Source organism: Butyricicoccus porcorum (assembly GCF_051246315.1).
GTDB classification, from domain to species: Bacteria; Bacillota; Clostridia; order Oscillospirales; family Butyricicoccaceae; genus Butyricicoccus_A; species Butyricicoccus_A porcorum.
On the sequence record NZ_CP178353.1, the window covers coordinates 560005 to 581311 of the forward strand.

Consider the following 21307-nt stretch of genomic DNA (forward strand, 5'->3'; position numbering starts at 1 on the left):
GCAATCATGAAAATCTGCCAGTACTGCGGAAATCGCATCGAAGACGGCGAGACGGAATGTCCAGTCTGCCATCGTCCGATTCAGGAGGATTTTACCATCCCACAGCACCCGGAAAACCGCCCGCTGTGGAAATGGCTGTGTATTTTCTGTGCCATTGCTGCGGCTGCATTCCTGATTGTCTGCATCCGTGAGCTGATTGTCGCCGGTTTTACACAAGCCTGTCTCGGTGATTTCGCATTTTTTGCGCTCTGCGCAGGTGTCAGTGCGATTTTCGGCTTTTTCTATCACCGTTCTGTCTGACAGGAGGCATTCATCATGACTGCTATTGTATTTTCCCTCGTCCTCATCGCGGTCATCGCGTTCGGACTGTGGTATTTTGAACGCTATTTCGCACGCAAGCCGAGCCGCACGGCCGGACTTGTCATGCCGGTTGCATTCTTTATCATCTCGGTTGTGGCAATCATTCAATCCGCACCGTCTGTCTTTTCTCAGATGGCGAAAACCGGCGGAATCGGCGGTGCCATCCTGACGCTGGTGCTGTCGTTTGTCATCATCAACCTGCCCACACTGCTGGTCTATGTGGTATATTACCGCACGCGCCGCAAGATGGGGGAGGATCGCCCGTGGCCGCTGCGCCCGCGCACAGATGATACCGTCAAGTCCAAAAACCGCAAATCGTGACCCGCAATCCGTCCCGCACAGCGCCGTGGGGCGGATATTTTTTCCTTCCAAGGAGGAATGTTCCGTTGTTCTTTACCTATGCCGCCGACCTCCCGCCGGGTGTGGGCTTTGCGCTGTTTTCCGCGCCGCATCTCGGCGCGCTCATGGCCATTGCCCTGCTCTGTCTTGTGTGCGCCTGCCGGTTCCGCGCGGCACAGGCATCGGCGCGCCGACACCTGACGCAGGCCCTCGGCCTTTCCATTGTCCTGCTGGATATTGTGCGTACCATCGTATACCACTGTATGGGCTGTATGAATCTTTATGAGCTTCCGCTGCACCTGTGTGGCATGGCGGTGTATCTCTGTGCCATTCACAGCCTGTGGAAACCCGACTGGCTCGGGCAGGTGCTGTATGCACTGTGCCTGCCGGGTGCCTGTGCAGCGTTGCTGTTTCCCGACTGGACGATATACCCGTTTTTCAGCTTTGTATCGCTGCACAGCTTCGCCGCTCACGGGCTGATTGTACTGTATATCGTTGTGCAAACTGCAAGCGGTGCTATCCGTCCGTGCCTGTCCGCCGTGTGGAAGCCGGTCCTGTTTCTGTGCGCCGTTGTTCCGCCAATTGCATGGTTTGATTCCTGTTTCCACGCGAATTATATGTTTTTACAGCTGCCGTCCCCCGGCTCTCCACTCGTATGGCTCGCACAGCTCGCGGGCGGAAGCCGCGCAGGATATCTGTTGCTGTTCGCCGTTGTGATTTTCTGCGTGATGGTTCTCATGGACGCACCGTTTGCGCTTGCGCACAGATATAGGAACAGCCGGTCGATTTGACCGGCTGTTTCGCATTATTTCGCAAGATATGTCCCGACGGTAAGTCCGATCAGCATGCCGAAGCAAACGCCGTATGCGGTGGAAATCAGCCCTGTCACGCTGAGCAGCGCGCCAATGCAGACACCGAGACACATTCCGGTTGTCCCGCGGCGTGAGACGCGTTCCTGCTTTTCCTCATTCGGCTGCTCCTTTCCCTGCTGGCGCAGCTTGTACAGCAACAGTGCCACGCATATGACGCCGACTACACAGACCACTGCGGTAAAAATCGATGAAATCTGTTCCACTGTAACGCCTCCTTATTCGTGTATCTCCCGTTCCTGTTTGAGCCGACGGAACGGTGTCGTGTCCACAAAGTTCCAGCCCTGCGCCGCCATTCCGTTGAGCCAGTCCTCTTCCTTTTCGTGCTCCCATGCAAAAAATGTTCTGTGGATTACTTTCCTCATGTCGTCCACTCCTTCGTAACCGCTTCCCCGTTGGCCAGCAGCTCGCGCAGGCGCGCGATTTCTGTCCGCACCGCCGTGCGCAAAAAACTCCCGCCCATACGGACGGGAGTTGAATCCGATTTTGTATCAGTTGAAATCGTCCACGTTTTCAGCGGTGACCAGCTCAAACGGAACCCAAATCAGCGAACCGTTGTCCTTGTCCTGTTCATAGCTGACGCCCTCCATGAGGTCTGCGCCGCCCGCCAGATTGATGGCAACCTGTACTGCTCCGGAAGCCTGACCGACTGCGTCCTGATGTACGGTTGCCAGCATCTCGCCGTCACGAATCGCCTGAAGGCCTGCATTCGTGCCGTCAACGCCGACAATGGCAATGCCACTCGGATCGACCCCATTCTGCTTGAGTGCTTCAATGACACCCAGCGCCATTGCATCGTTATTTGCAATGATGCAGTCAATTCCGGACACTTCCAGTCCATTTGCCAGCATGAGTGTCATCTGTTCCATCGCCTTTGCGCGGTCATAGCCGCAATCGACCGGTTCTTCTGCCGCATTGGTGGAAATGCCGGCGTCCTCAAGCGCCTGAATTGCACCTTCCGAGCGCTTGGTGGTGTGAATCAGGCCCTCATTGCCCTTGAACAGCAGGTAATTGACGCTGTCCTTGCCCTGTTTCTCAAAGTATGAAACCAACGCCTCGCCCTGATAGGTACCGGACTTATCCTCGTCCGAGCCGACATAGACATGCGTTTCATCCAGCACCGACTCATCCTGCGGAATGCGGTTGACAAAGACAACCGGCTTGCCGCCTGCCGCTTCTATGACCTCATCTGCACGTGTGTCATCCGCCAGTACGACGAGAATCGCACCCGCATCGCCCTGTGCCGCAGCCTTGACATATTCCAGCTGCCGATCCATATCCCCGCCGCAGTCGAGCGAGGCCAGCGTGCAGCCATGCGCTTCCGCAGATGCCTTTGCCGCCTGATCCAGATAGCTCAGGTATTCATCCTTCTGCGAAAGAATCAGCTCCAGCTCGCCCGCAAAGGCAGTGCTTTCCTCTGCCGTTTCCTCTTCCGCATTGAGCGGTGTAAATCCGCAGCCTGCCATCATACCCATGCACAGGGTACCGGTCAGCAAAGCTGCCATCCACTTTTTGAATTTCATGATGAGTTTCCTCACTTTCTTCCCTTTGTGAATCGTTTCCATAGAATTCAGTAATCCAAACATAAACATTATGGCACAGCGTTTTTGGGATGCAATCACATTTCCTGCCCTAAAATATACATTTCCTGCTATTCATGTATCATCTGTGTTAAAATTCTCCGTTTTGTCCGATTGCTGTCGAATCCGCCGCGCTGCGCCAAAAAGCCCTCTGATTTGCACGCAGACCCACGCAGGCTCCGGCGCGCAATGCGTCGGAATGTGGTGGTTTCCGAACCGTCCGCGCCGGTTTTCCCCAAAGCCTGCCATTCACGGCATAAAAAAGGGGGCGCGCACCCGAAGGTACGCGCCCTGTGTTTCGTATTGATAGCATTACAACTCAGAAGTATTCTGCAACGTTGTCAGCTGTGATCTTCTCAAACGGAACCCAGATGATGTTTTCATTGTCCTGATCCGTTTCATAGGAGATGTCGGTCGACAGATCTGCGCCGCTGGCGAGATTGATTGCCGCCTGTACGCCCGCGGTTGCCTGTCCGACCGCATTCTGGTAGACCGTTGCCAGCATGATGCCGTCGGAAATGGCCTGCAAGCCTGCGTTGGTGCCATCGACACCAACAACCTTGAGGTTGGAGGTATCAACCTTGTTCTGGCGGAGCGATTCGAGTACGCCCAGTGCCATTGCGTCGTTGTTTGCAATGATGCAGTCGACCTTGGACATATCCAGACCCTCTGCCAGCATGATGCTCATCTGATCCATTGCCTTTGTACGGTCATAGCCGCAGTCAACCGTCTCTGCTGCCGCCGTCGCGGTGATGCCCGCCGCGTCGAGTGCCTTGAGCACGCCCTCGGTACGCTTGGTGGTGTGAACCAGCCCCTCCGTGCCCTCGAACATCAGATAAGCAACGCTTTCCTTCCCTTCCTTCTTGAGTGCATCCGCGAGCATTTCACCCTGATAGGTACCGGAGTCGTCCTCATTTGAACCGACATACACATGGTTTTCGTCGAGTACCGATTCATCCTGCGGGATGCGGTTGAGGAATACGACCTTTGTGTCGCCGGCCGCCTCAACGACCTCATCTGCGCGCGTATCGTCCGCGAGAACGATGATGATTGCATCCGTCTTGTTCTCGGCAGCCGCACGCACATAGTCAATCTGCTTGTCCATGTCATCCGCGCAGTCGGTGGATGTCAGCGTGCAGCCCTTGGACTCAGCAGACGCCTTTGCCGCCTGATCCAGCGTTCCCAGATACTCATCCTTGTGAGAGATGATGAAGGAAATGCTGCCGTCAAATGTCTTGTCACTTGCCTGTGCCGCGGATTGATCCGTCGAATCCGACGAAGACCCGCAGCCTGCCATCATGCCTGCGCACAGTGCGCCTGCAACAAGCATCGCCATCCATTTTTTCATTTTCATTTTCTGCTTCCTCTCTTTCCCGTCATGCGCAAATCGCATTCCGTGGTACTATTATGACACATGCAAGATTTGTTGCAATCACTTTTCCTGCCCTAAAATATGCATTTCCTGCTTTTTAACAAAATTCTGCTGTGTATTTTCCCAAATAGTTCTATTCTCTTGTCTTTATAAGCTACACAAATTTCGCATGTAACACCTTAATGTTTTCGATTATTTCAACAAATAAATTCTGCTTTTTATCCAAAAATAATCGTATGCTGCATTTTTCCTGTGCATTGTGCATTTTCTGATGTCATTCTACTACATATTTTCTGCTCTCCTGCCATCCTCCCTGGTGTTACCGATGTGAATGATCCTCATGCCATTCTGCACCAAATTGCAGGTAGTTCCGCCTGTTGTCGCAATTTATAAAAATTGCGTCCATACGCAGCCGCCGCAGCCTGACACACCGCCGCGAGATAAAAAAACCGCCCGGCGCGCCGTGCGCCGGGCGGTGTATATCGGGTTGATTCTGCCGCAAACTCAGTGCGTCAGCAGGAACATGGCGACAAACAGTACGCCGATGATCCAGGTACCTACATTGACCTCGCGGAGCTTGCCAGTAAACGCATGAATGACGATATACGACAGCACGCCGAATGCAATGCCATAACTGATGTTATAGGTAAACGGCATCATGGCGATTGCAAGGAATGCCGGAACGGCAACCGCAGGGTCAGTCCATTCGATTTCCTTTACACCGTTCATCATCAGAATGCCGACATAAATCAGTGCCGCTGCCGTCGCCGCAGACGGGATCAGGGAAGCGATCGGGGTCAGGAACAGAGAGACAAAGAACAGACCCGCTGTGACGAGTGCTGACAGCCCGGTGCGCCCGCCTTCTGCAACGCCTGCCGACGATTCGACGAACGTAGTTACCGTAGAGGTGCCGCAGATCGAGCCGCAGGTGGTTGCAATGGCGTCGGACAGCATTGCCTTTTCCATATTCGGCACGTCGCCGGTTTCATCCAACAGGTTGCCGCGCGCGCACGCGCCATACAGCGTGCCCAGCGTGTCGAACATATCGACCATGCAGAATGCGAGCGAGGTGGAAATAAAGGTAATGACCAGATCCGCCGTGGAATGGCTCGCCAAATAGATGCTGAAATCAAAGCCCTCTGTGAACACCTTGCCGAACGACAGTTTTGTGAAATCGCTGAATGCCGCAAACGGCGCAAAGCTGAAATTCGCGCCGAAGCCGTCATAGAAGCCCGGGACGAGGATGCCGCATACATAATACAGCACCGTGCAGCCCAGAATGCCCCAGAAAATCGCACCCTTGACGCCGCGCTTGGTCAGAATTGCGATGAGGAAGATACCGATTACCGTGATAACCATCGGCATGATATCGCCCCATGTCTGTCCTCCGAGCAGGTTGAACGATGCCAGAGATACACCCGTGCTTTCATTCGGCTGAACAATACCCGCGTCCTGGAAGCCGAGGAACGCGATAAACAGACCGATGCCTGCCGGAATTGCAATTCGGATTGTCTTCGGAATCGCCTCAAAAATCATTCTTCGCAGACCGGTGACCGTCAGAAGCAGAAAAATAACGCCGTCAATCAGGACAAACACCAGCGCATTGGCATAGGTGAAGCCCATGCCGAAGCAGACAGTATAGACAAAGAACGCATTGAGTCCCATGCCCGGCGCCTGCGCGAGCGGCAGATTGGCCAGCAGGCCGATGAGTACCGTACCGATGACGGCAGAGAGCGCTGTCGCAATATAAACGGCATTGTAATAGCCGTCGCCGAGATCGCTGAAAATGCCCGGATTGACCATGAGGATATACGCCATTGTCATGAAGGTCGTAATACCTGCCAGGACCTCCGTTTTCACATTCGAGCCGCGTTCCCTGATATGGAAAAAGTTTTCCATTCCTTTCACTCCTTTTCCTGTTTTTCCTTTTTTCGAGCAGATTGCGGCACACAGCACGAAAATCGCCGTGCCAGACGCTATCTGAGAACCAGAAAAATGACGAAACTTTCGCAAAGGGGCGGCTGTTTCAACAAAAAGACTCGCAGGAATCCTTTCGGATTTCAAGTGTTTTTCACGATAAAGCTGCCCGCATTTGCAAAAAGAGTCAAAATTTCGACTGTTCAGATACGCCCTAATATCCCGTCAATCCGTTCACCTATACCGTACCACAGCCGTACCCCTGCCGTCAATGGCACCTTTTGGATACATTGCGCAGGCATTCTGGCCTGTATTTCCGCGTGTCGGTATGCTATACTGAAAAAAACAGAAACGGAGCACCTATGTATTACACTTATATGCTGCGCTGTGCGGACGGTTCGCTGTATACCGGCATCACAACCGACCCGGCGCGCCGGTTTGCTCAACATACCGGGAAACTGCGGGGCGGGGCAAAATATACCGCCTCCCGCCGTCCGGTATGTATGGAGGCGATCTGGCGCGCCCCCGGCCATACCGCCGCGGCTCAGCTCGAAGCCCGCATCAAAACACTGACAAAGACGGAAAAGGAACAGCTCATCCGCGGCCATGTGCCGGACAGGCTGTCCCTTACATCATTTTCCAGAATATAAACCGAACCGGACGGAAGGAGAATCCCCATGCTGTTTGTCTGTTATCCCAAATGCAGCACGTGCAAAAAGGCGCGTGCCTTCCTCGATGCGCGCGACATTCCTGTAGAAGTGCGCGACATCAAAGAGCAAAACCCCACCGAGCAGGAGCTGCGTGACTGGCATGCCAAAAGCGGTCTGCCGCTCAAGCGCCTGTTCAACACAAGCGGACAGCTGTACCGTTCACTGGAGCTGTCCAAAAAGCTGCCGGATATGAGCGAAGACGAGCAGTTCGCGCTGCTCGCGAGCGACGGTATGCTCGTGCGCCGTCCCGTCCTCGTCGCAGACGGGTTTGCCCTCTTTGGCTTCAAACAGAAGGAATGGGAAGAACTGCTGTAATCCGCAACAAGCGCCGTCCGGCTAGCCGGGCGGCGCTTTCGCATGTGGTTTCCAAATGTCCATCAGTTCGCGGAACTGCGCCTCCGTCAGGTGCTGCGTGCGGTGCAGGGCCTGGATCAGCCCGAGCAGCATGCAGCGGTGCAGCTCCTGTTCCTGCTGCGGGGTCAGCGTCATGTTTGTCCCTCCGTTTCTGAAGGAATCTTATGCGCTGCTCTCGCATAAAAGAACCTCTGTCAGCCAGAATACAGCGTATCCCAAGTCAGTTCATCCGTCGTGAGGAACATGGCACTTGTATTCGTCTGCCGAATGGCATCTTCTTTGCTGTTAACCGTCCACACGCCGAAATCCAGTCCGGCACGCAGGCAGTCCGCCCGCTGTGCAGCCGTCAGCTTGTTGTAGCGCACGCTGAGCAGAACACAGTTTTTTCCGTTTTGGAGGCTCTTTGCCGCCTCAATGTTGTCTGTATCCATTGTCGTTGCCAGCAGCATAAGCTCTGCCGCCGGACATACAGCGCACAGCTTCGTCAGGTTGTCCGAATAGAAGCTGATCCATGTGACGTTGTCATACATGTCATATTCTCTGACAATGTCCACCAGCTGCCCGACTTGCTGCTGTGTCATCTTTTGTTTAAGCTCGATGTACGGGTGCAGACCGTTCTGTGCACACAGAGAGATAAACTCCCGAAACGTCGGAATTTTTGTCCCGGCATATTTTTCCGCCTTCCACGAGCCAAAATCATAGGTTTGCAGCTGTGTCAGCGTACAGTGAGACAGATATACCTTCTGATCGCTGCCGGTGACCTCTTCGACATTGCTGGTGCGGTTGATTGTCGCATCGTGCAGCAGCACCGGCTCTCCGTCCTCCGTGAACTGGATATCCGCTTCCACATATGTATACCCCATCTGAGCGGACACCTGATAGGCAGGCAGGGTATTTTCCGGTGCGGTACAGCTGTAGCCGCGATGATTGACCATGCTGATCTTCTCCGTGTCCGTACAGCTGCGGGCACAGATATCTAAATAGCCGCACAAAATTACCGCGCACTGCGCACGGGTCATCCCATTCTTCGGTCCGAAGTTCCCATTCGGCATGCCGTCAACCAGCCCGGCGCGGTACAGCGTATACACAGCGTCCAGCGCATAATCGGCGCACTGTGCGTTGTCGGGAAAGCCCGAGCATGATCGCGTGCGCGGCAGCAGCACACCGGCCGCATTGGAATAGGCAACCAAAATGACGGCCGCCTGCTGGCGGCTGACCGGTGCATTCGGGGAAAAGGTATTGTCCGAGGTTCCGCTGACAACACCGTTCTGCACCGCCCACGCAACTGCCGATGCATACCAGGCATCCGCCGGCACATCCTTAAACTTTTTTGTATGATAGTCAGACGGCGTGTAGCCGCTGTATTTTGCCATCACGGTGACAAACATCGCGCGCGTCATGGTGCCGTCCGGCTGGAATTCTGTCGCGGAAACGCCGGAAAACAGTCCTTTTTCCACGACACGGTTAATGCTCTTCTCTGCCCAGTGTCCCTGGATATCCGTAAACCCCGCAGCAAGCGACTGCGTCGGCAGCCCACAAAGCAGCAGCGACGCAGCGAGCACAAAAGACAGTATTTTTTTCAATATAATCGCCCCCGGATTCCTTGGTTCAAATCATGTCATCAACGGTATATGTCTGCCGGCGTCAGCCTGTCCACCGTAATCCCCTGGATGCTGGTATTGAGCTGCTGCACGGCGGTCCGCCGTTCGTCTATTGTCCACGCCTCAAGGTAAATCCCTGCACGCAGACACTGTGCGCGCACCGAACTGGTCAGTGTGGTGTACTTCGCACAGAGATATACATTGTTTTTTCCTGTTTTGAGCTGTTCGGTCTGTTCCACTGTCCGAACGTCCGCATAAGAACGCACATATCCCACTTCTGCCTGCGGATACCTGCGGCAGATACTCCTGAGATTGGAATAATCAAAGCTGATCCATGTGACATGCTGTGCCATGCCATATTCGGCGACAATATCAGACATCTGTTCGAGCTGCTTGCCGGACACCGTGGATTTGAGTTCGATATATGGGTGCAGATAGCGCTCGGCACACAGCTGGATGAACTGGCGGAAGGTTGGCAGTGCTGTACCTGCATAGCCGTCTTTTCCCGCATCAAAACAGAAGCTCTGTAGCTGCTGATATGTCATCTGCGCTACCTTTCCGGTGCCATTGCTTGTGCGGTCAATGGTCTCGTCGTGCAGCAGCACCGGCACATTGTCCCGGGTGAACCGCACATCGGTTTCCACATAAATATAGTTTCTGCTATCCGACAGCTCATATGCCTCCAGTGTGTTTTCCGGAGCCTCCACCGAATAGCCCATGTGGCTGATGACCATGGCCCGCTGATCGTCCGGGCAGGTTCCCTCACAGACCCCCTGATACCGGCGCAGCAGCACGGCACAATCTGCGCGTGTCATGACGTCTGCCGGGCGAATCTCCCCGTCCACCGCATCAAAAATCCCTGCTCGGTACAGGGTATACAGCGCATCCAGCCCGCTGTCTGAGCAGGCATCCAGATCGGAAAACTGCACGGTTCTGCTCCGCCTGCGCGGCAGGACAACACCGCTGTAATTGGCATGCCGAATGAGCATGACAGCAGCCTGTTCACGCGTCACCGGCTGGTCAGGGGAAAATTTGCCCGATTCCGTACCGGAGGCAATGCCGTTGACCACAGCCCACTGCACAGCGCGCGCGCAGGATCGTCCCGCCGGAACATCGGAAAAGATATGTCCGGCAGGCGGAAGGTCAGCGCCGTCTAATTTTGCAAGTGCCGTGACAAATACCCCGCGCGTCAACGCGGCATCGGGTGAGAACCGGTCGCCTGCCCCGCAGGACAGCCAGCCCTGCCGCACGGCACGGTCAATATCCGCCTCCGCCGGATGTCCCTCTGTATCCGTGAAGGCGAACGCAGGCGCACAGCACAGCAACAATCCTGCCAGCACAAAGCAGATTGCCGCTTTTCGTTTTGACTGCCGCATGGTCTTCACCCCCTGTTTTGTTATCATACCGCATATCCATTTCTTTGTCAAAATACGCATATCATACAGCTGTTCCATATATCCACAGCTTTATGCGGGATTTTGCCCTTCTGCGGTATAAATTTCTGCAATATATAAATACTATCCATATTGGAAGCAACCAGATAGCCGGCTAATTTTTAATAAAAAAATAACATGGAGGCATGTATATGAAAGCAACGGGCATTGTCCGCCGCATCGATGATCTCGGGCGGGTGGTCATTCCAAAGGAAATCCGAAGAACCATGCGCATCCGCGAAGGCGATCCGCTGGAGATTTACACCGACCGCAATGGTGAGGTCATTTTCAAAAAATATTCTCCCATGGGAGACCTGAACACGTTCGTCAGTCAGCTGTGCGATTCCGTGAGCAAGACCATCGGAACAAGCTGTGTCATCTGTGACCGCGATTCCGTCATTGCCGTATCCGGCACTGCAAAAAAAGATGTATATGAACGCAGCATCAGCGCGGAGCTGGAACGTGCCATGGAGCAGCGGCAGATCATCCGCCCCACAGACACACCGATTTGCCTGACCGATGATGACCGCTACCGTGTTTCCATCGCAGCTCCGGTCATTGCAGGCGGTGATGTATCCGGCTGCGTAGCACTGCTGCGCGATGAACAGCATCCCACTGTCGGTGAGGTAGAAAGCAAGCTGCTGCAAACAGCTGCTACCTTTCTCAGCCAGCAAATGACCATGTAATCCTTCCTGCCGCGGGAAATGGCCGGATGTTCCCGCATTTCCGGCATGATTCGTATGATTCCGGCTGCTGCTCCGGGCGATCCGCTCTCCAGTCGCCCTCTACATGAAAAAAATTTTCAAAAAAGTCTTGACATGCCGTATTCTGTGTGGTATTCTAATTAAGCACTCAACGAGAGAGGCAAATAAAACACAATATCGCGGAGTGGAGCAGTTCGGTAGCTCGTCGGGCTCATAACCCGAAGGTCGTAGGTTCAAATCCTGCCTCCGCAACCATTATGCAAGCCTGAATCATTTTGATTCAGGCTTTTTTCTATACTGTTTTCACTGTTTTCCGGACAGCATGTGCCAGTTCGGCTGTCACAGCTTCAGCGACATGCCACGCAGCCCGCAGGACAGCCGGCATCCAAGGTCATCGACAGTCTCCCTCCGGTTCACAGCTCTTCAACCGAAATCACGCCCCTGACTGCGGCGACACTGTCCACCAGCTGTCCGACTTTGCAGTTTTTATGCAGCCGCAGCGTAAAGATCGCACAGGCATTGTGCTTTTTACTTCCTGTAGCTCTGGTGATTTCCATGTTCAGAATCTTGAGATTGCGGTCGTGATACAGCTTCAAAACCTGTTCCAGACAGCGCTTATCGGTATATTCCATGTACAAATTGATCTCCGGCGCATTGTCCAGTACACGGCGTTCCAGCCTGGAGAACAGCAGTTCCGTGAGCAGGATCATGATCGTTGTAAGAATACCGCCTTCATAGAACCCACCGCCAAGAGCGAGGCCAATGATGGCGGATGCCCACAGACCTGCGGCTGTCGTCAGGCCTTTGACGCGCTGGCGGCGTGTGACGATGATCGTGCCCGCGCCGAGGAAACCGATTCCCGCGACCACCTGTGCGCCCAACCGCGCCATATCAGTATAATAATGCATATTCAGATACAGATACTGGCTGGTCAGTGTTGTCATTGCCGCGCCCAGACAAATCAGAATGTGCGTGCGAAAACCAGCCGGGCGACGCTTGAATGCGCGCTCAATGCCGATTGCACCGCCGCACAGCACGGCAAGCAGCAACCGCAGTGTCACTGACAGCAATGTAACGTCCCGCAGGCCGTCAAATATGGGCAGCATGGCTGCACCTCCCTTCAGATTTCCCGGATGACACGGATGCAGTCCAGATCCGCAATGGAGGACAGCACCTGCTCATGCGCTTTTCGCTGGTTCAGACGGATGGAAAATACAATGCTGGGATACTGCCCGCGCTTTTCCCGGCCCCGTTCAATATCGATATCGAGAACCTGCATATTCTGTGATTTGATGCGGCTGATAATCGCGCCCACATTGTCCAGCGATTCAAATTCAACATAAATATGCATCATTCTGGAATTTTCCTGAATCAGCCCGTCGACAATCGGAAAGACCCGGATGCACAGAAAAATCAGCACAAATGCCGGAAGGATGCATTCGTAAAAGCCTGCACCGATGGCAAGCCCCATACAGGCAGATGCCCACAGTCCGGCTGCGGTTGTCAGGCCTGTGACCTGCTGATGTCCTGTGACAAGGATGGTGCCTGCGCCGAGGAAACCAATGCCGTTGATGACCTGTGCGCCAAAACGCGAGACATCTGTCCGCAAACCGATTTGTTCCGCCAGCGCCGACCAGCGCGTAGAGAGCATGGTCAACTCATACTGACTGAGCAGCATGGTCAGCGCGGCACCAAGGCAGACAAGTATGTAGGTGCGGAAGCCGGCAGCGCGGCGTTTGCGCCCGCGTTCCATGCCGATCATGCCGCCGCTGACCATCGCCAGCACAAGGCGCAGTGTGACGGAGACAATGTTGAATTCGTGCAGATAAGCCAATGCTTCGCCCATGCTACATCCTCCTTTCCCCTGGAATTTTTACAAAAATGCCCTCATTTTATTGGTTTCACTATAGCACACAACCGCACGGATGACAAGCCGGAACCAGGAGCACCTGCGCCGTCCTGTCCCACCGGTTCAGGCAGGGAAAAATGCCCCGGTTCCGCGTGGAATCAGGGCATTTTGCGTCTCACAGGAAAATCGGCTGGAGCTGCTTCCCCTCTGCCGCAGCCTGTGCGGTTTCCGGGATGCTCTCCATCACGGCGACAAGCGAACGCGGCTTGGCATGTGGGGCATCCTGCCGCATCGGAACGAAATAATAATGCTTGCGGTTGAGCAGCGCTGCGATATTGGGTGCGGACGCGGCGAGTGCATCGTTGCTGGACACGGCGAGCACTACCGGGCGTTCCACGCGCAGCTGGGATTTCGCCGCCAGTGATACCGGCGTATCACTCAGCCCATGCGCCAACCGCGCGAGTGTGCTGCCCGTGCACGGCGCGATAATCAACACATCCATCATGGCCTTCGGCCCGATGGGTTCGACATCCTGTAACGTGCGCATCGGCTCCCTGCCGCAGATATGTGTGATTTCATCCAGCGTATCGTGTGCCGAACCAAAGCGTGTATCCAGCGTCCCGACTGTCTCGGAGACAATGGGGATCATATTCCAGCCATCCTTCGCCATGCGTTCCATCACGCCCAGCACACGATCTATCGTGCAGAAGGAGCCGCACAACGCAAAGCCTGCCGTCAGACTCACAGCAATCCCTCCTCTTCCAGCATATGGCATACCGTATCATAAATCGCAGCAGCTGCACTGCGCGGCGCAACGCGCCCCGGCAATGACAGCGCATGAATGACACGGCACAGATCACCTGCATCGTCAGCGACGCCGCCCTTTCCCGATGCGAGATCAATCACAAGTGTATCCGGCGCACAATCCGCCAGCACGCGCCGCGTCAGCACAGGCGATGGCACGGTGTTGATGACCAATGGGAACGCATGCAGCTGTCCGGCAAGTCTGCGTGTATCCAGATAATGGTATCCCCCACTGCGAATACGTGCAAAGTCATCATATCGGCGTGCGGAAACTGTGACATGTGCCCCTAGTCCACGCAGACGCGGTGCCAGTGCCGTGCCGATACGCCCGGCGCCGATCACCAGAACCGGAAGACCGTGCAGCGTAACCGGAAGCTCTTCCATGGCGATCTGAATGGCACCCTCTGCCGTCGGAATCGCGTTGAGCAGCGCCAGTTCCTCCCGTTCCAGATAATCCTGTACCTCAATGCCGCGGCGCGCCGCCATATCGCGTACCATGCGCGGCACAGAGCCGCCATATACCGGCTTGCCTGCCGGAATGGCATCGAGCACATCGGTCAGCTTATACGGCGCATTGGCGAGCGGTGCATTCAGCCTCCCGCGCGTGCCCATCACCGGCATGGGCAGCAAAATGACATCCGCCTCAGCAAACAGCGTGCGGGGAGCGCCGCCGGCTTCCAGCTCCGTGCCGCTGCGCTCCAGTCCAATGGTGCGCACCTGTGCGCCGTCTGCCGCCAGCAGCCCGCCCAGATAGGCCTGCCGCACGTCGCCGCCTGCCAGCGCAAAGGTCAGCGTGTGTTTCATGAACCCCTCCCCCTTCCATGCCTCCATCCTATGCGTCCGGCGCGCCGCTGACACAGCTTTTCTCGTGCCGTGCAATCCACTCTTGCCAACACCGCCGCCGTTCCGTATAATCAAAGACAGAACCGAAGGAGGCTCCGCCATGAACCAGCACAATCGTATTCTCACCGCCATGTCCGGTGGTGTTGACAGTTCCGTGACCGCCGTCCTGCTGCTCGAGCAGGGCTATTCCATCGCGGGCGCAACCATGAAGCTATATGCGCCGGAATCCGGCACAAGCGACCGCCCGTGCGGCACAGAGGACAATATCGCAGACGCGCGCCGTGTGTGCGACGCGCTCGGCATCAAATTTTATCAGTTCGATTTCACAGATCTTTTTCACACCGAGGTCATCCAGCGCTTTGCGGACGGATATGCCTGCGGGCTGACACCCAATCCGTGTGTGGACTGCAACCGCCATCTGAAATTCGGCCGACTGCTTGAGCAGGCGCGTGCCGAGGGCTTTGACGCGATTGCAACCGGACATTATGCCCGCATTGAATACAGCGATACCTTCGGCCGCTGGGTGCTCAAAAAAGGCGCCGCACCGTCCAAAGACCAGTCCTATGTGCTGTATTCCATGACACAGGACGAACTGGCACACACGCTGCTGCCGCTCGGCGGCTATGAAAAGGACGACATCCGTGCAATCGCCGAGGCGCGCGGTCTGGTCAATGCCCGCAAAAAAGACAGCCAGGATATCTGCTTTATCCCGGACGGTGACCACGGCAAATTCCTGTGCGAGCACTGCGGACTGTCCGCCGTGCCGGGTGATTTTATCGATCAGACCGGAAAGGTCATCGGACAGCACCGCGGCGTGATTTACTACACCGTCGGACAGCGCCGCGGGCTGGGCATCAGCGCCGACCGCAGGCTGTATGTCATCGACAAAAACGCCGCACGCAACACCGTCACGGTCGGCTATGAAGAAGACCTGCTGTGCACGGAATTCTGTGTGCGCGACGTCAACTGGATCGCCTGGGAACACGTGACTGAACCGGTGCGCTGCTGTGTGCGCACACGCTATCACGGCGCGGAAACGCCCGCGACGCTCACACCGGACAACGACATCGTCCGCGTTCGGCTAGACGCACCACAGCGCGCAGTATCCCCCGGACAGGCGGCAGTGTTCTATGACGGCGATATCGTTCTCGGCGGCGGCACCATCTGTGAATAAAAACCAGACATTTGTCAAAAATCCCCCGGACGCAATAAAATGCGTCCGGGGGATTTCTCACTCTATCAACCTGTATTCAATCCAGACAGTCGTTTCCCTTCTGCCTGCGACGGGCAACGATAAGCGCCTGCTCCAAATCGTACTGAAAGGCATCCAGTACGTCGGGATGAATGCGGCTGCCGCCCAGCGTAACCGGGTGGTCATGCAGACGAAAAATCAACTCACCGATGACATCCTCCAGCACAACTGTTTCGATGTTCTTGGTCATTTCCTCCGGTTCAATGATGCCGATCGAAAATTTATCCATACTGATATGCAGCGTATGACACAGCTGAAAGCAGCCGATCTCATCCACACCGTCAGCTCCCAGCTGTAAAATATCCAAAAGCTCCGCCGATGTCAAACCGCTTTCATCATAGAAATCCTGCATATTATCGTATTTCTGATGAATCAGCGTTAATAATTCGTCCATATCCAACCCTCTTCCCTCTGATTCTTATTATAATACCAAAGGGATACGCCGCACAACCGCTTTTTACAGCAGACTCAGCTGGCCCTTGTCCTCATCTTTGAGCAGTGCACCGATGGATGGAATGGAATGCGAGACATAGCGGCGCGGCTGGACAAACGATACCTCTGCCGCATCGCTGGCGCGCGTGACGGTATGGCTGCCGCGCAGCACCATCACCTGTACGCCGACCGTGGTGCGCGTCGTCTTTTCCGGGATAATCGAGGTATTGACCGTCAGAGCGCGCCCATTGCTTGCAAAAATTGTGATGTCGCGTTCTTCGGTGATGTGGAAGAATGCCTTTGCGGGTGAACGGTCAGAATATGCACCCGTCAGACGGCGACGATTGGTCTTTGTCGCAAAGCCGGACAGCTCAAAGCGCGCCGCCTTACCGTTTTCAAAGACCACAACCAGGCTGCCGGTATATTCACCCGGCAGCAGCATGAACACAACCTTTTCATCCTCATCCATCGACAGCTTAGACGGCAGGTATTCGCCCAGGACACTTGCCTTGGTGTCGTCAAAATCGTACAGATGTGCCTTGTAAACCTGCTGTTTGTCGGTGAAGAACATAATTTCCTGCTTGTTGGTCGCATCGAGTGTCTGATGCAGGTCATCGCCGTCCTTAAATTTCTGATCGGACGCACCGCGCAGCGACTGCGCCGTAATTTTCTTAAAATAGCCCTCGTTTGACAGGAACAGATGCACCGGATAATCCTCAATATGATCCTCCGCGTCGAACTGCCCGACGGCATCGGCGTCGAGAATGACCGAGCGGCGCGGCGACGGATACTTTTTGATGATATTCTCCAGCTCTTTGACAATCAGACGGCGTACCTTTGTGTCACTGCCCAGAATGCCCTCGAGCCGGGCAATTTCCTTTTCCAGTCCGTCGGTCTCCTCAATGCGCTTGAGGATATATTCCTGATTGATATGGCGCAGACGGATCTCTGCAATATATTCCGCCTGCACCTGATCGATGCCGAAGCCTTCCATCAGGTTCGGGACAACCATCGCATCGGTTTCGGTCTCGCGGATGATGCGGATTGCCTTGTCGATGTCCAGCAGGATGACCTTCAGTCCGTGCAGCAGGTGCAGCTTTTCCTTCTTTTTATTCAGGTCAAAGCGGATCGTGCGGCGCTTGCATTCGGTTCGCCACTTGACCCACTCTTCGAGAATGCCGCGCACGCCGAGCACCTTCGGCATGCCGCCGATGAGCACATTGAAGTTGCACGAACAACTGTCCATCAACGGCGTCAGCTGCATCAAACGATCCATGAGCTTATCCGGATCGACGCCGCGCTTGAGATCAATTGCAATTTTCAAACCGGACAGATCGCTCTCATCTCGAATATCAGAGATTTCACGCAGCTTGCCGCTCTTGACCAGATCGGCAATCTTGTCAATAATCGCCTCAATGGTGGTGGTATACGGAATTTCCTTGATCTCAATCAGATTTTCCTTTTTGACATACTCCCACTTTGCGCGGACTTTAAAGGAACCGCGGCCGGTGTCATAAATTTTGCGCATCGCCGCACGGTCGAGAATGATCTCGCCGCCGGTCGGGAAATCCGGTGCCGGGAGTGTCTCCATCAGGTCACAGCCGCTGTCCTGAATGTACGCGATGGTGGTGCGGCAGACCTCCTCCAAATTGAATCCACAGAAAGCGCTTGCCATGCCGACAGCAATGCCGGTATTGGCAGAAACCAGAATATTGGGGAACGTCGTCGGCAGCAGGGTCGGCTCCTTGAGCTCGCCGTCATAGTTGTCGACAAAATCCACTGCATCCGCGTCAATGTCGCGGAACAGCTCCGCACAGATCTTATCCAGCTTGGCCTCGGTATAACGCGAAGCAGCATATGCCATGTCGCGCGAATAAACCTTGCCAAAGTTGCCCTTGGAATCGACAAACGGAGTCAAAAGGGCTTCATTGCCGCGCGTCAGGCGCACCATAGTCTCATAAATGGCGGCGTCGCCGTGCGGGTTGAGCTTCATAGTCTGACCGACAATATTTGCCGATTTGGTGCGTGTCGCACCCATCAGACCCATTTTATACATTGTATACAGCAGCTTGCGGTGTGACGGCTTAAAGCCATCCAATTCGGGGATCGCACGCGAGACAATGACGCTCATTGCGTACGGCATATAATTTTCCCGCAGCGTTTCTGTAATGCGCTGCGTGGCCGGCTCGAGCGGATGATATTCGCGCACGGGCTGCTGTTTGCTTTTTTTCTTTGCCATTTAGGAAAAAACTACCTTTCCTTCTCTATTTGATAAACCAGTTTGTTATATACGCGCTTTTCAGCTAACATCTCGCTCCGTCTTCGATACCTCTCTCAAAAAGAAGGCTTTTGGAACTGTTCTGCCCCCTCAACTTCAGCCAACCGCCAGTCGTCGTTTGACCGGCGGGACGGGGCCACGCGCGGGAGCGCAAAGCACGTTCCCCTCAACTTCTGCCAACCGCCGGTCGTCGTTTGACCGGCGGGACGGGGCCACGCGCGGGAGCGCAAAGCACGTTCCCCTCAACTTCTGCCAACCGCCGGTCGTCGTTTGACCGGCGGGACGGGGCCACGCGCGGGAGCGCAAAGCACGTTCCCCTCAACTTCTGCCAACCGCCGGTCGTCGTTTGACCGGCGGGACGGGGCCACGCGCGGGAGCGCAAAGCACGTTCCCCTCAACTTCTGCCAACCGCCGGTCGTCGTTTGACCGGCGGGACGGGGTCGCGCGCGGGAGCGCGGAGAGAGGTTTTCTCTTGCTTACTTCTCTTTTCCTCAAAAAGAGAAGTAAGAGAGGGGGGTTAGGAGATATCTGCAAACTCCAGATACTGCCAGCCGTTTTCCGCGATATATTCCTTTCGACCGGACAGATTCTCTCCGAGCAGCAGATCAAACATCTCGCTGGTCGCAGCGGCATCCTCCGGCAGAACACGGATCAGACGACGACTCTCCGGATTCATCGTGGTCTCCCACATCATATCCGCTTCATTTTCACCGAGACCCTTGGATCGCTGGATGGTGTATTTTTTGCCCGCCAGTTCCTTGAGAATATCCGCCTTTTCACTCTCGTCGAACGCAAAATAACTCTTGTTTTTGCAAGTGATTTCGTACAGCGGCGACTCTGCAATATACACATATCCCTCTTCAATCAGCGTCGGGACAAGGCGGTACAGCATCGTGAGCACCAGCGTGCGAATCTGAAAGCCATCGACATCAGCATCGGTGCAGATGATGACCTTGTTCCAGCGCAGATTGTTCAAGTCAAACGTAGACAGGTCTTTGGACGCCTTGGATTTGACCTCAACACCACAGCCGAGTACCTTCAACAAATCTGTGATAATATCATTCTTAAAAATCTTATCATAATCCGCCTTGAGACAATTGAGGATTTTGCCGCGGATGGGCATGATCGCCTGAAATTCCGAATCGCGTCCCTGCTTACAGGAACCGAGTGCGGAATCGCCCTCCACGATGTACAGCTCGCGGCGCGAGACATCGCGCGTGCGGCAATCGACAAATTTCTGTACGCGGTTGGCAACATCAATCGAGCCGGACAGCTTTTTGCGAATATTCAAGCGGGCTTTTTCCGCCTGCTCACGCGAACGCTTGTTAATCAAAATCTGCTCCGCAATTTTGTCCGCTTCTGCCTTGTTCTCAATAAAATAAATCTCCAGGCCGGAGCGCAGGAATTCCGTCATGGCTTCCTGTATAAACTTATTGGTAATCGCCTTTTTCGTCTGGTTTTCATACGAGGTATACGTTGAAAAACAGCTCGTAACCAGAATCAGACTGTCCGAGACATCCTGAAACGAAATGCGGCTCTCATTCTTGTTATATTTGCCGTTCTGCTTGAGATAAGCGTCAATCGCATAGACAAACGCGGAACGCACTGCCTTATCCGGCGCGCCGCCGTATTCCAGCCATGACGAGTTGTGATAATATTCCAAACGAGACACACTGGAAGAAAAGCAGAACGCACAGTTCAGCCGTACTTTATATTCCGGCTTATCCGCACGGTCGCGTCCACGGCGTTCTCCGCTGAGCGACTGGATGGAGGTCAGTGCTCTGTCCTCCGCAATCTCTGCAACATAGTCAGTGATGCCGTTTTCATAACAAAATTCCGTCGTTGTAAAACCGGTTTCCGTCTGATTGCGGAAAATAAATTTCAGATGCGGATTGACCACAGCCTGCCGCTTGAGCACATCCAGATAATACGACTCCGGAATGGAAATATCGGTAAACACCTCAAGATCGGGACGCCAACGGATCATGGTACCCGTATCCTTCCCATCATATTTCTTCTTTTTGAAACCGGTTTTGGTTCCGGTCTGATTTTCGCCCTTTTCAAAGTGCAGGGTATATTCCGTACCGTCACGGCGAACCATGACATCCATATATTCCGATGAATACTGTGTCGCACAGGTACCGAGACCATTCAGGCCAAGCGAAAACTCATAGTTCTCACCGTCATTGGTCTTATATTTGCCGCCGGCATACAGCTCACAGAATACCAGCTCCCAGTTATACCGCTTTTCATTCGGATTGAAATCAACCGGAATACCGCGGCCATGATCCTCTACCTCAATAGAATAATCGGCAAAGCGCGTGACTGTGATTTCACTGCCATACCCTTCGCGCGCCTCATCAATTGAGTTGGATAAAATTTCAAATACTGCATGCTGACAGCCATCCAAACCGTCCGAGCCAAAAATAACGCCCGGGCGCTTGCGCACACGGTCTGCGCCCTTGAGCGCGGAAATGCTCTCATTGCCGTATTGATTTGCTTTTTTCATGCTATTATTAACTCCAAATCATACTTCTGAATCATAAATTCCCGAATACTCGGTATTATATCGCAATTCTCCGCGCGCGTCAAATCATTGCGTTTTGAAAT

22 protein-coding genes and 1 tRNA gene are annotated in these 21307 nt (G+C 54.5%); 8 read left to right on the plus strand and 15 right to left on the minus strand.

Translation table 11 applies throughout. From position 1 onward, the window contains the following. The first annotated feature begins 6 nt into the window (after nucleotides 1-6). The 3 genes from ACLM7Z_RS02690 to ACLM7Z_RS02700 all read left to right on the plus strand — a co-directional run bounded on the left by ACLM7Z_RS02690 (nucleotide 7) and on the right by ACLM7Z_RS02700 (nucleotide 1490). Nucleotides 7-300: a hypothetical protein gene (locus ACLM7Z_RS02690; protein ID WP_087016533.1), complete on the plus strand. Its 294-nt coding sequence runs from the start codon at nucleotides 7-9 to the stop codon at nucleotides 298-300. A gap of 15 nt (nucleotides 301-315) precedes the next feature. Continuing rightward, complete coding sequence (locus ACLM7Z_RS02695; RefSeq protein WP_435645562.1) at nucleotides 316-681, plus strand: hypothetical protein; 366 nt, start codon at nucleotides 316-318, stop codon at nucleotides 679-681. A 65-nt stretch (nucleotides 682-746) separates the two neighbouring features. After that, nucleotides 747-1490: a YwaF family protein gene (locus tag ACLM7Z_RS02700; RefSeq protein ID WP_087016537.1), complete on the plus strand. Its 744-nt coding sequence runs from the start codon at nucleotides 747-749 to the stop codon at nucleotides 1488-1490. 14 nt (nucleotides 1491-1504) lie between these two features. Here the strand turns inward: ACLM7Z_RS02700 and ACLM7Z_RS02705 are convergent, their stop codons facing one another. The 5 genes from ACLM7Z_RS02705 to ACLM7Z_RS02725 all read right to left on the minus strand — a co-directional run bounded on the left by ACLM7Z_RS02705 (nucleotide 1505) and on the right by ACLM7Z_RS02725 (nucleotide 6419). Continuing rightward, nucleotides 1505-1774, minus strand: a complete 270-nt coding sequence (locus tag ACLM7Z_RS02705; protein ID WP_087016539.1) for a hypothetical protein — start codon at nucleotides 1772-1774, stop codon at nucleotides 1505-1507. 12 nt (nucleotides 1775-1786) lie between these two features. Next, on the minus strand, nucleotides 1787-1933 hold the full coding sequence (locus tag ACLM7Z_RS02710) for a DUF2812 domain-containing protein (protein WP_108721033.1): 147 nt from the start codon (nucleotides 1931-1933) through the stop codon (nucleotides 1787-1789). 126 nt (nucleotides 1934-2059) lie between these two features. After that, the gene (locus tag ACLM7Z_RS02715) at nucleotides 2060-3091 is read right to left on the minus strand and encodes a substrate-binding domain-containing protein (RefSeq protein WP_435645563.1); all 1032 of its coding nucleotides are present in this window, start codon (nucleotides 3089-3091) and stop codon (nucleotides 2060-2062) included. Between the two features lie 376 nt (nucleotides 3092-3467). Beyond that, on the minus strand, nucleotides 3468-4502 hold the full coding sequence (locus tag ACLM7Z_RS02720; protein WP_087016543.1) for a substrate-binding domain-containing protein: 1035 nt from the start codon (nucleotides 4500-4502) through the stop codon (nucleotides 3468-3470). A gap of 522 nt (nucleotides 4503-5024) precedes the next feature. Continuing rightward, the gene (locus ACLM7Z_RS02725; RefSeq protein ID WP_435645564.1) at nucleotides 5025-6419 is read right to left on the minus strand and encodes an NCS2 family permease; all 1395 of its coding nucleotides are present in this window, start codon (nucleotides 6417-6419) and stop codon (nucleotides 5025-5027) included. Between the two features lie 380 nt (nucleotides 6420-6799). Between ACLM7Z_RS02725 and ACLM7Z_RS02730 the strand changes: the two genes are divergently transcribed. Together ACLM7Z_RS02730 and ACLM7Z_RS02735 are read left to right on the plus strand one after the other, a co-directional pair. After that, nucleotides 6800-7087, plus strand: coding sequence for a GIY-YIG nuclease family protein (locus tag ACLM7Z_RS02730; protein WP_435645565.1), 288 nt, complete (start codon nucleotides 6800-6802; stop codon nucleotides 7085-7087). Between the two features lie 27 nt (nucleotides 7088-7114). Next, on the plus strand, nucleotides 7115-7462 hold the full coding sequence (locus ACLM7Z_RS02735; protein ID WP_165761003.1) for an arsenate reductase family protein: 348 nt from the start codon (nucleotides 7115-7117) through the stop codon (nucleotides 7460-7462). A gap of 21 nt (nucleotides 7463-7483) precedes the next feature. Here the strand turns inward: ACLM7Z_RS02735 and ACLM7Z_RS02740 are convergent, their stop codons facing one another. The 3 genes from ACLM7Z_RS02740 to ACLM7Z_RS02750 are packed head-to-tail and all read right to left on the minus strand — an operon-like array spanning nucleotide 7484 to nucleotide 10505. Then, nucleotides 7484-7636: a hypothetical protein gene (locus ACLM7Z_RS02740; protein ID WP_165760980.1), complete on the minus strand. Its 153-nt coding sequence runs from the start codon at nucleotides 7634-7636 to the stop codon at nucleotides 7484-7486. 59 nt (nucleotides 7637-7695) lie between these two features. Beyond that, a complete protein-coding gene (locus tag ACLM7Z_RS02745) occupies nucleotides 7696-9084 on the minus strand; it encodes an S-layer homology domain-containing protein (RefSeq protein ID WP_087016549.1) in 1389 nt (462 codons plus the stop codon). A gap of 38 nt (nucleotides 9085-9122) precedes the next feature. Further along, the gene (locus ACLM7Z_RS02750) at nucleotides 9123-10505 is read right to left on the minus strand and encodes a glycerophosphodiester phosphodiesterase family protein (protein WP_165760981.1); all 1383 of its coding nucleotides are present in this window, start codon (nucleotides 10503-10505) and stop codon (nucleotides 9123-9125) included. A gap of 182 nt (nucleotides 10506-10687) precedes the next feature. On the opposite strand from ACLM7Z_RS02750, the gene ACLM7Z_RS02755 reads away from it, so the two are divergent. Together ACLM7Z_RS02755 and ACLM7Z_RS02760 are read left to right on the plus strand one after the other, a co-directional pair. Next, nucleotides 10688-11221 carry a stage V sporulation T C-terminal domain-containing protein gene (locus ACLM7Z_RS02755; RefSeq protein ID WP_087016553.1) on the plus strand — a complete coding sequence of 178 codons (534 nt, stop codon included), beginning with the start codon at nucleotides 10688-10690 and terminating at the stop codon, nucleotides 11219-11221. A 196-nt stretch (nucleotides 11222-11417) separates the two neighbouring features. Then, nucleotides 11418-11494 (plus strand) — tRNA-Met (locus tag ACLM7Z_RS02760). Nucleotides 11495-11652: 158 nt separating this feature from the next. Here ACLM7Z_RS02760 and ACLM7Z_RS02765 read toward each other — a convergent pair. From ACLM7Z_RS02765 to ACLM7Z_RS02780, 4 genes are all read right to left on the minus strand, one after another. Further along, nucleotides 11653-12345 (minus strand): MgtC/SapB family protein, encoded by a 693-nt coding sequence (locus ACLM7Z_RS02765; protein ID WP_087016586.1) that lies wholly within the window; start codon nucleotides 12343-12345, stop codon nucleotides 11653-11655. Nucleotides 12346-12359: 14 nt separating this feature from the next. Continuing rightward, nucleotides 12360-13085, minus strand: coding sequence for an MgtC/SapB family protein (locus ACLM7Z_RS02770; protein ID WP_435645566.1), 726 nt, complete (start codon nucleotides 13083-13085; stop codon nucleotides 12360-12362). A 178-nt stretch (nucleotides 13086-13263) separates the two neighbouring features. After that, on the minus strand, nucleotides 13264-13833 hold the full coding sequence (locus tag ACLM7Z_RS02775) for a dipicolinate synthase subunit B (protein WP_242969745.1): 570 nt from the start codon (nucleotides 13831-13833) through the stop codon (nucleotides 13264-13266). Beyond that, nucleotides 13830-14696, minus strand: a complete 867-nt coding sequence (locus tag ACLM7Z_RS02780; protein ID WP_273350573.1) for a dipicolinate synthase subunit DpsA — start codon at nucleotides 14694-14696, stop codon at nucleotides 13830-13832. The genes ACLM7Z_RS02775 and ACLM7Z_RS02780 overlap by 4 nt, the downstream gene beginning before the upstream one ends. 139 nt (nucleotides 14697-14835) lie before the next feature. Between ACLM7Z_RS02780 and mnmA the strand changes: the two genes are divergently transcribed. Then, nucleotides 14836-15909: a tRNA 2-thiouridine(34) synthase MnmA gene (gene mnmA / locus ACLM7Z_RS02785; protein WP_273350572.1), complete on the plus strand. Its 1074-nt coding sequence runs from the start codon at nucleotides 14836-14838 to the stop codon at nucleotides 15907-15909. 76 nt (nucleotides 15910-15985) lie between these two features. Here the strand turns inward: mnmA and ACLM7Z_RS02790 are convergent, their stop codons facing one another. From ACLM7Z_RS02790 to ACLM7Z_RS02800, 3 genes are all read right to left on the minus strand, one after another. Next, nucleotides 15986-16381 (minus strand): hypothetical protein, encoded by a 396-nt coding sequence (locus tag ACLM7Z_RS02790; protein ID WP_273350571.1) that lies wholly within the window; start codon nucleotides 16379-16381, stop codon nucleotides 15986-15988. A 63-nt stretch (nucleotides 16382-16444) separates the two neighbouring features. Continuing rightward, nucleotides 16445-18658, minus strand: a complete 2214-nt coding sequence (locus tag ACLM7Z_RS02795; RefSeq protein WP_273350570.1) for a DNA gyrase subunit A — start codon at nucleotides 18656-18658, stop codon at nucleotides 16445-16447. A gap of 556 nt (nucleotides 18659-19214) precedes the next feature. After that, nucleotides 19215-21206, minus strand: a complete 1992-nt coding sequence (locus ACLM7Z_RS02800; protein WP_087016600.1) for a DNA gyrase/topoisomerase IV subunit B — start codon at nucleotides 21204-21206, stop codon at nucleotides 19215-19217. Nucleotides 21207-21307: the final 101 nt, after the last annotated feature.

Bases quoted from the DNA above. Each gene is read 5' to 3' on its own strand.
- ACLM7Z_RS02695 (WP_435645562.1), top strand. From the start codon at position 316: ATGACTGCTATTGTATTTTCCCTCGTCCTCATCGCGGTCATCGCGTTC.
- ACLM7Z_RS02795 (WP_273350570.1), bottom strand. From the start codon at position 18,658: ATGGCAAAGAAAAAAAGCAAACAGCAGCCCGTGCGCGAATATCATCCG.
- ACLM7Z_RS02770 (WP_435645566.1), bottom strand. From the start codon at position 13,085: ATGGGCGAAGCATTGGCTTATCTGCACGAATTCAACATTGTCTCCGTC.
- ACLM7Z_RS02740 (WP_165760980.1), bottom strand. From the start codon at position 7,636: ATGACGCTGACCCCGCAGCAGGAACAGGAGCTGCACCGCTGCATGCTG.
- ACLM7Z_RS02715 (WP_435645563.1), bottom strand. From the start codon at position 3,091: ATGAAATTCAAAAAGTGGATGGCAGCTTTGCTGACCGGTACCCTGTGC.
- mnmA (WP_273350572.1), top strand. From the start codon at position 14,836: ATGAACCAGCACAATCGTATTCTCACCGCCATGTCCGGTGGTGTTGAC.
- ACLM7Z_RS02750 (WP_165760981.1), bottom strand. From the start codon at position 10,505: ATGATAACAAAACAGGGGGTGAAGACCATGCGGCAGTCAAAACGAAAA.
- ACLM7Z_RS02780 (WP_273350573.1), bottom strand. From the start codon at position 14,696: ATGAAACACACGCTGACCTTTGCGCTGGCAGGCGGCGACGTGCGGCAG.
- ACLM7Z_RS02710 (WP_108721033.1), bottom strand. From the start codon at position 1,933: ATGAGGAAAGTAATCCACAGAACATTTTTTGCATGGGAGCACGAAAAG.
- ACLM7Z_RS02800 (WP_087016600.1), bottom strand. From the start codon at position 21,206: ATGAAAAAAGCAAATCAATACGGCAATGAGAGCATTTCCGCGCTCAAG.
- ACLM7Z_RS02730 (WP_435645565.1), top strand. From the start codon at position 6,800: ATGTATTACACTTATATGCTGCGCTGTGCGGACGGTTCGCTGTATACC.
- ACLM7Z_RS02755 (WP_087016553.1), top strand. From the start codon at position 10,688: ATGAAAGCAACGGGCATTGTCCGCCGCATCGATGATCTCGGGCGGGTG.
- ACLM7Z_RS02735 (WP_165761003.1), top strand. From the start codon at position 7,115: ATGCTGTTTGTCTGTTATCCCAAATGCAGCACGTGCAAAAAGGCGCGT.
- ACLM7Z_RS02720 (WP_087016543.1), bottom strand. From the start codon at position 4,502: ATGAAAATGAAAAAATGGATGGCGATGCTTGTTGCAGGCGCACTGTGC.
- ACLM7Z_RS02790 (WP_273350571.1), bottom strand. From the start codon at position 16,381: ATGGACGAATTATTAACGCTGATTCATCAGAAATACGATAATATGCAG.
- ACLM7Z_RS02765 (WP_087016586.1), bottom strand. From the start codon at position 12,345: ATGCTGCCCATATTTGACGGCCTGCGGGACGTTACATTGCTGTCAGTG.
- ACLM7Z_RS02690 (WP_087016533.1), top strand. From the start codon at position 7: ATGAAAATCTGCCAGTACTGCGGAAATCGCATCGAAGACGGCGAGACG.
- ACLM7Z_RS02725 (WP_435645564.1), bottom strand. From the start codon at position 6,419: ATGGAAAACTTTTTCCATATCAGGGAACGCGGCTCGAATGTGAAAACG.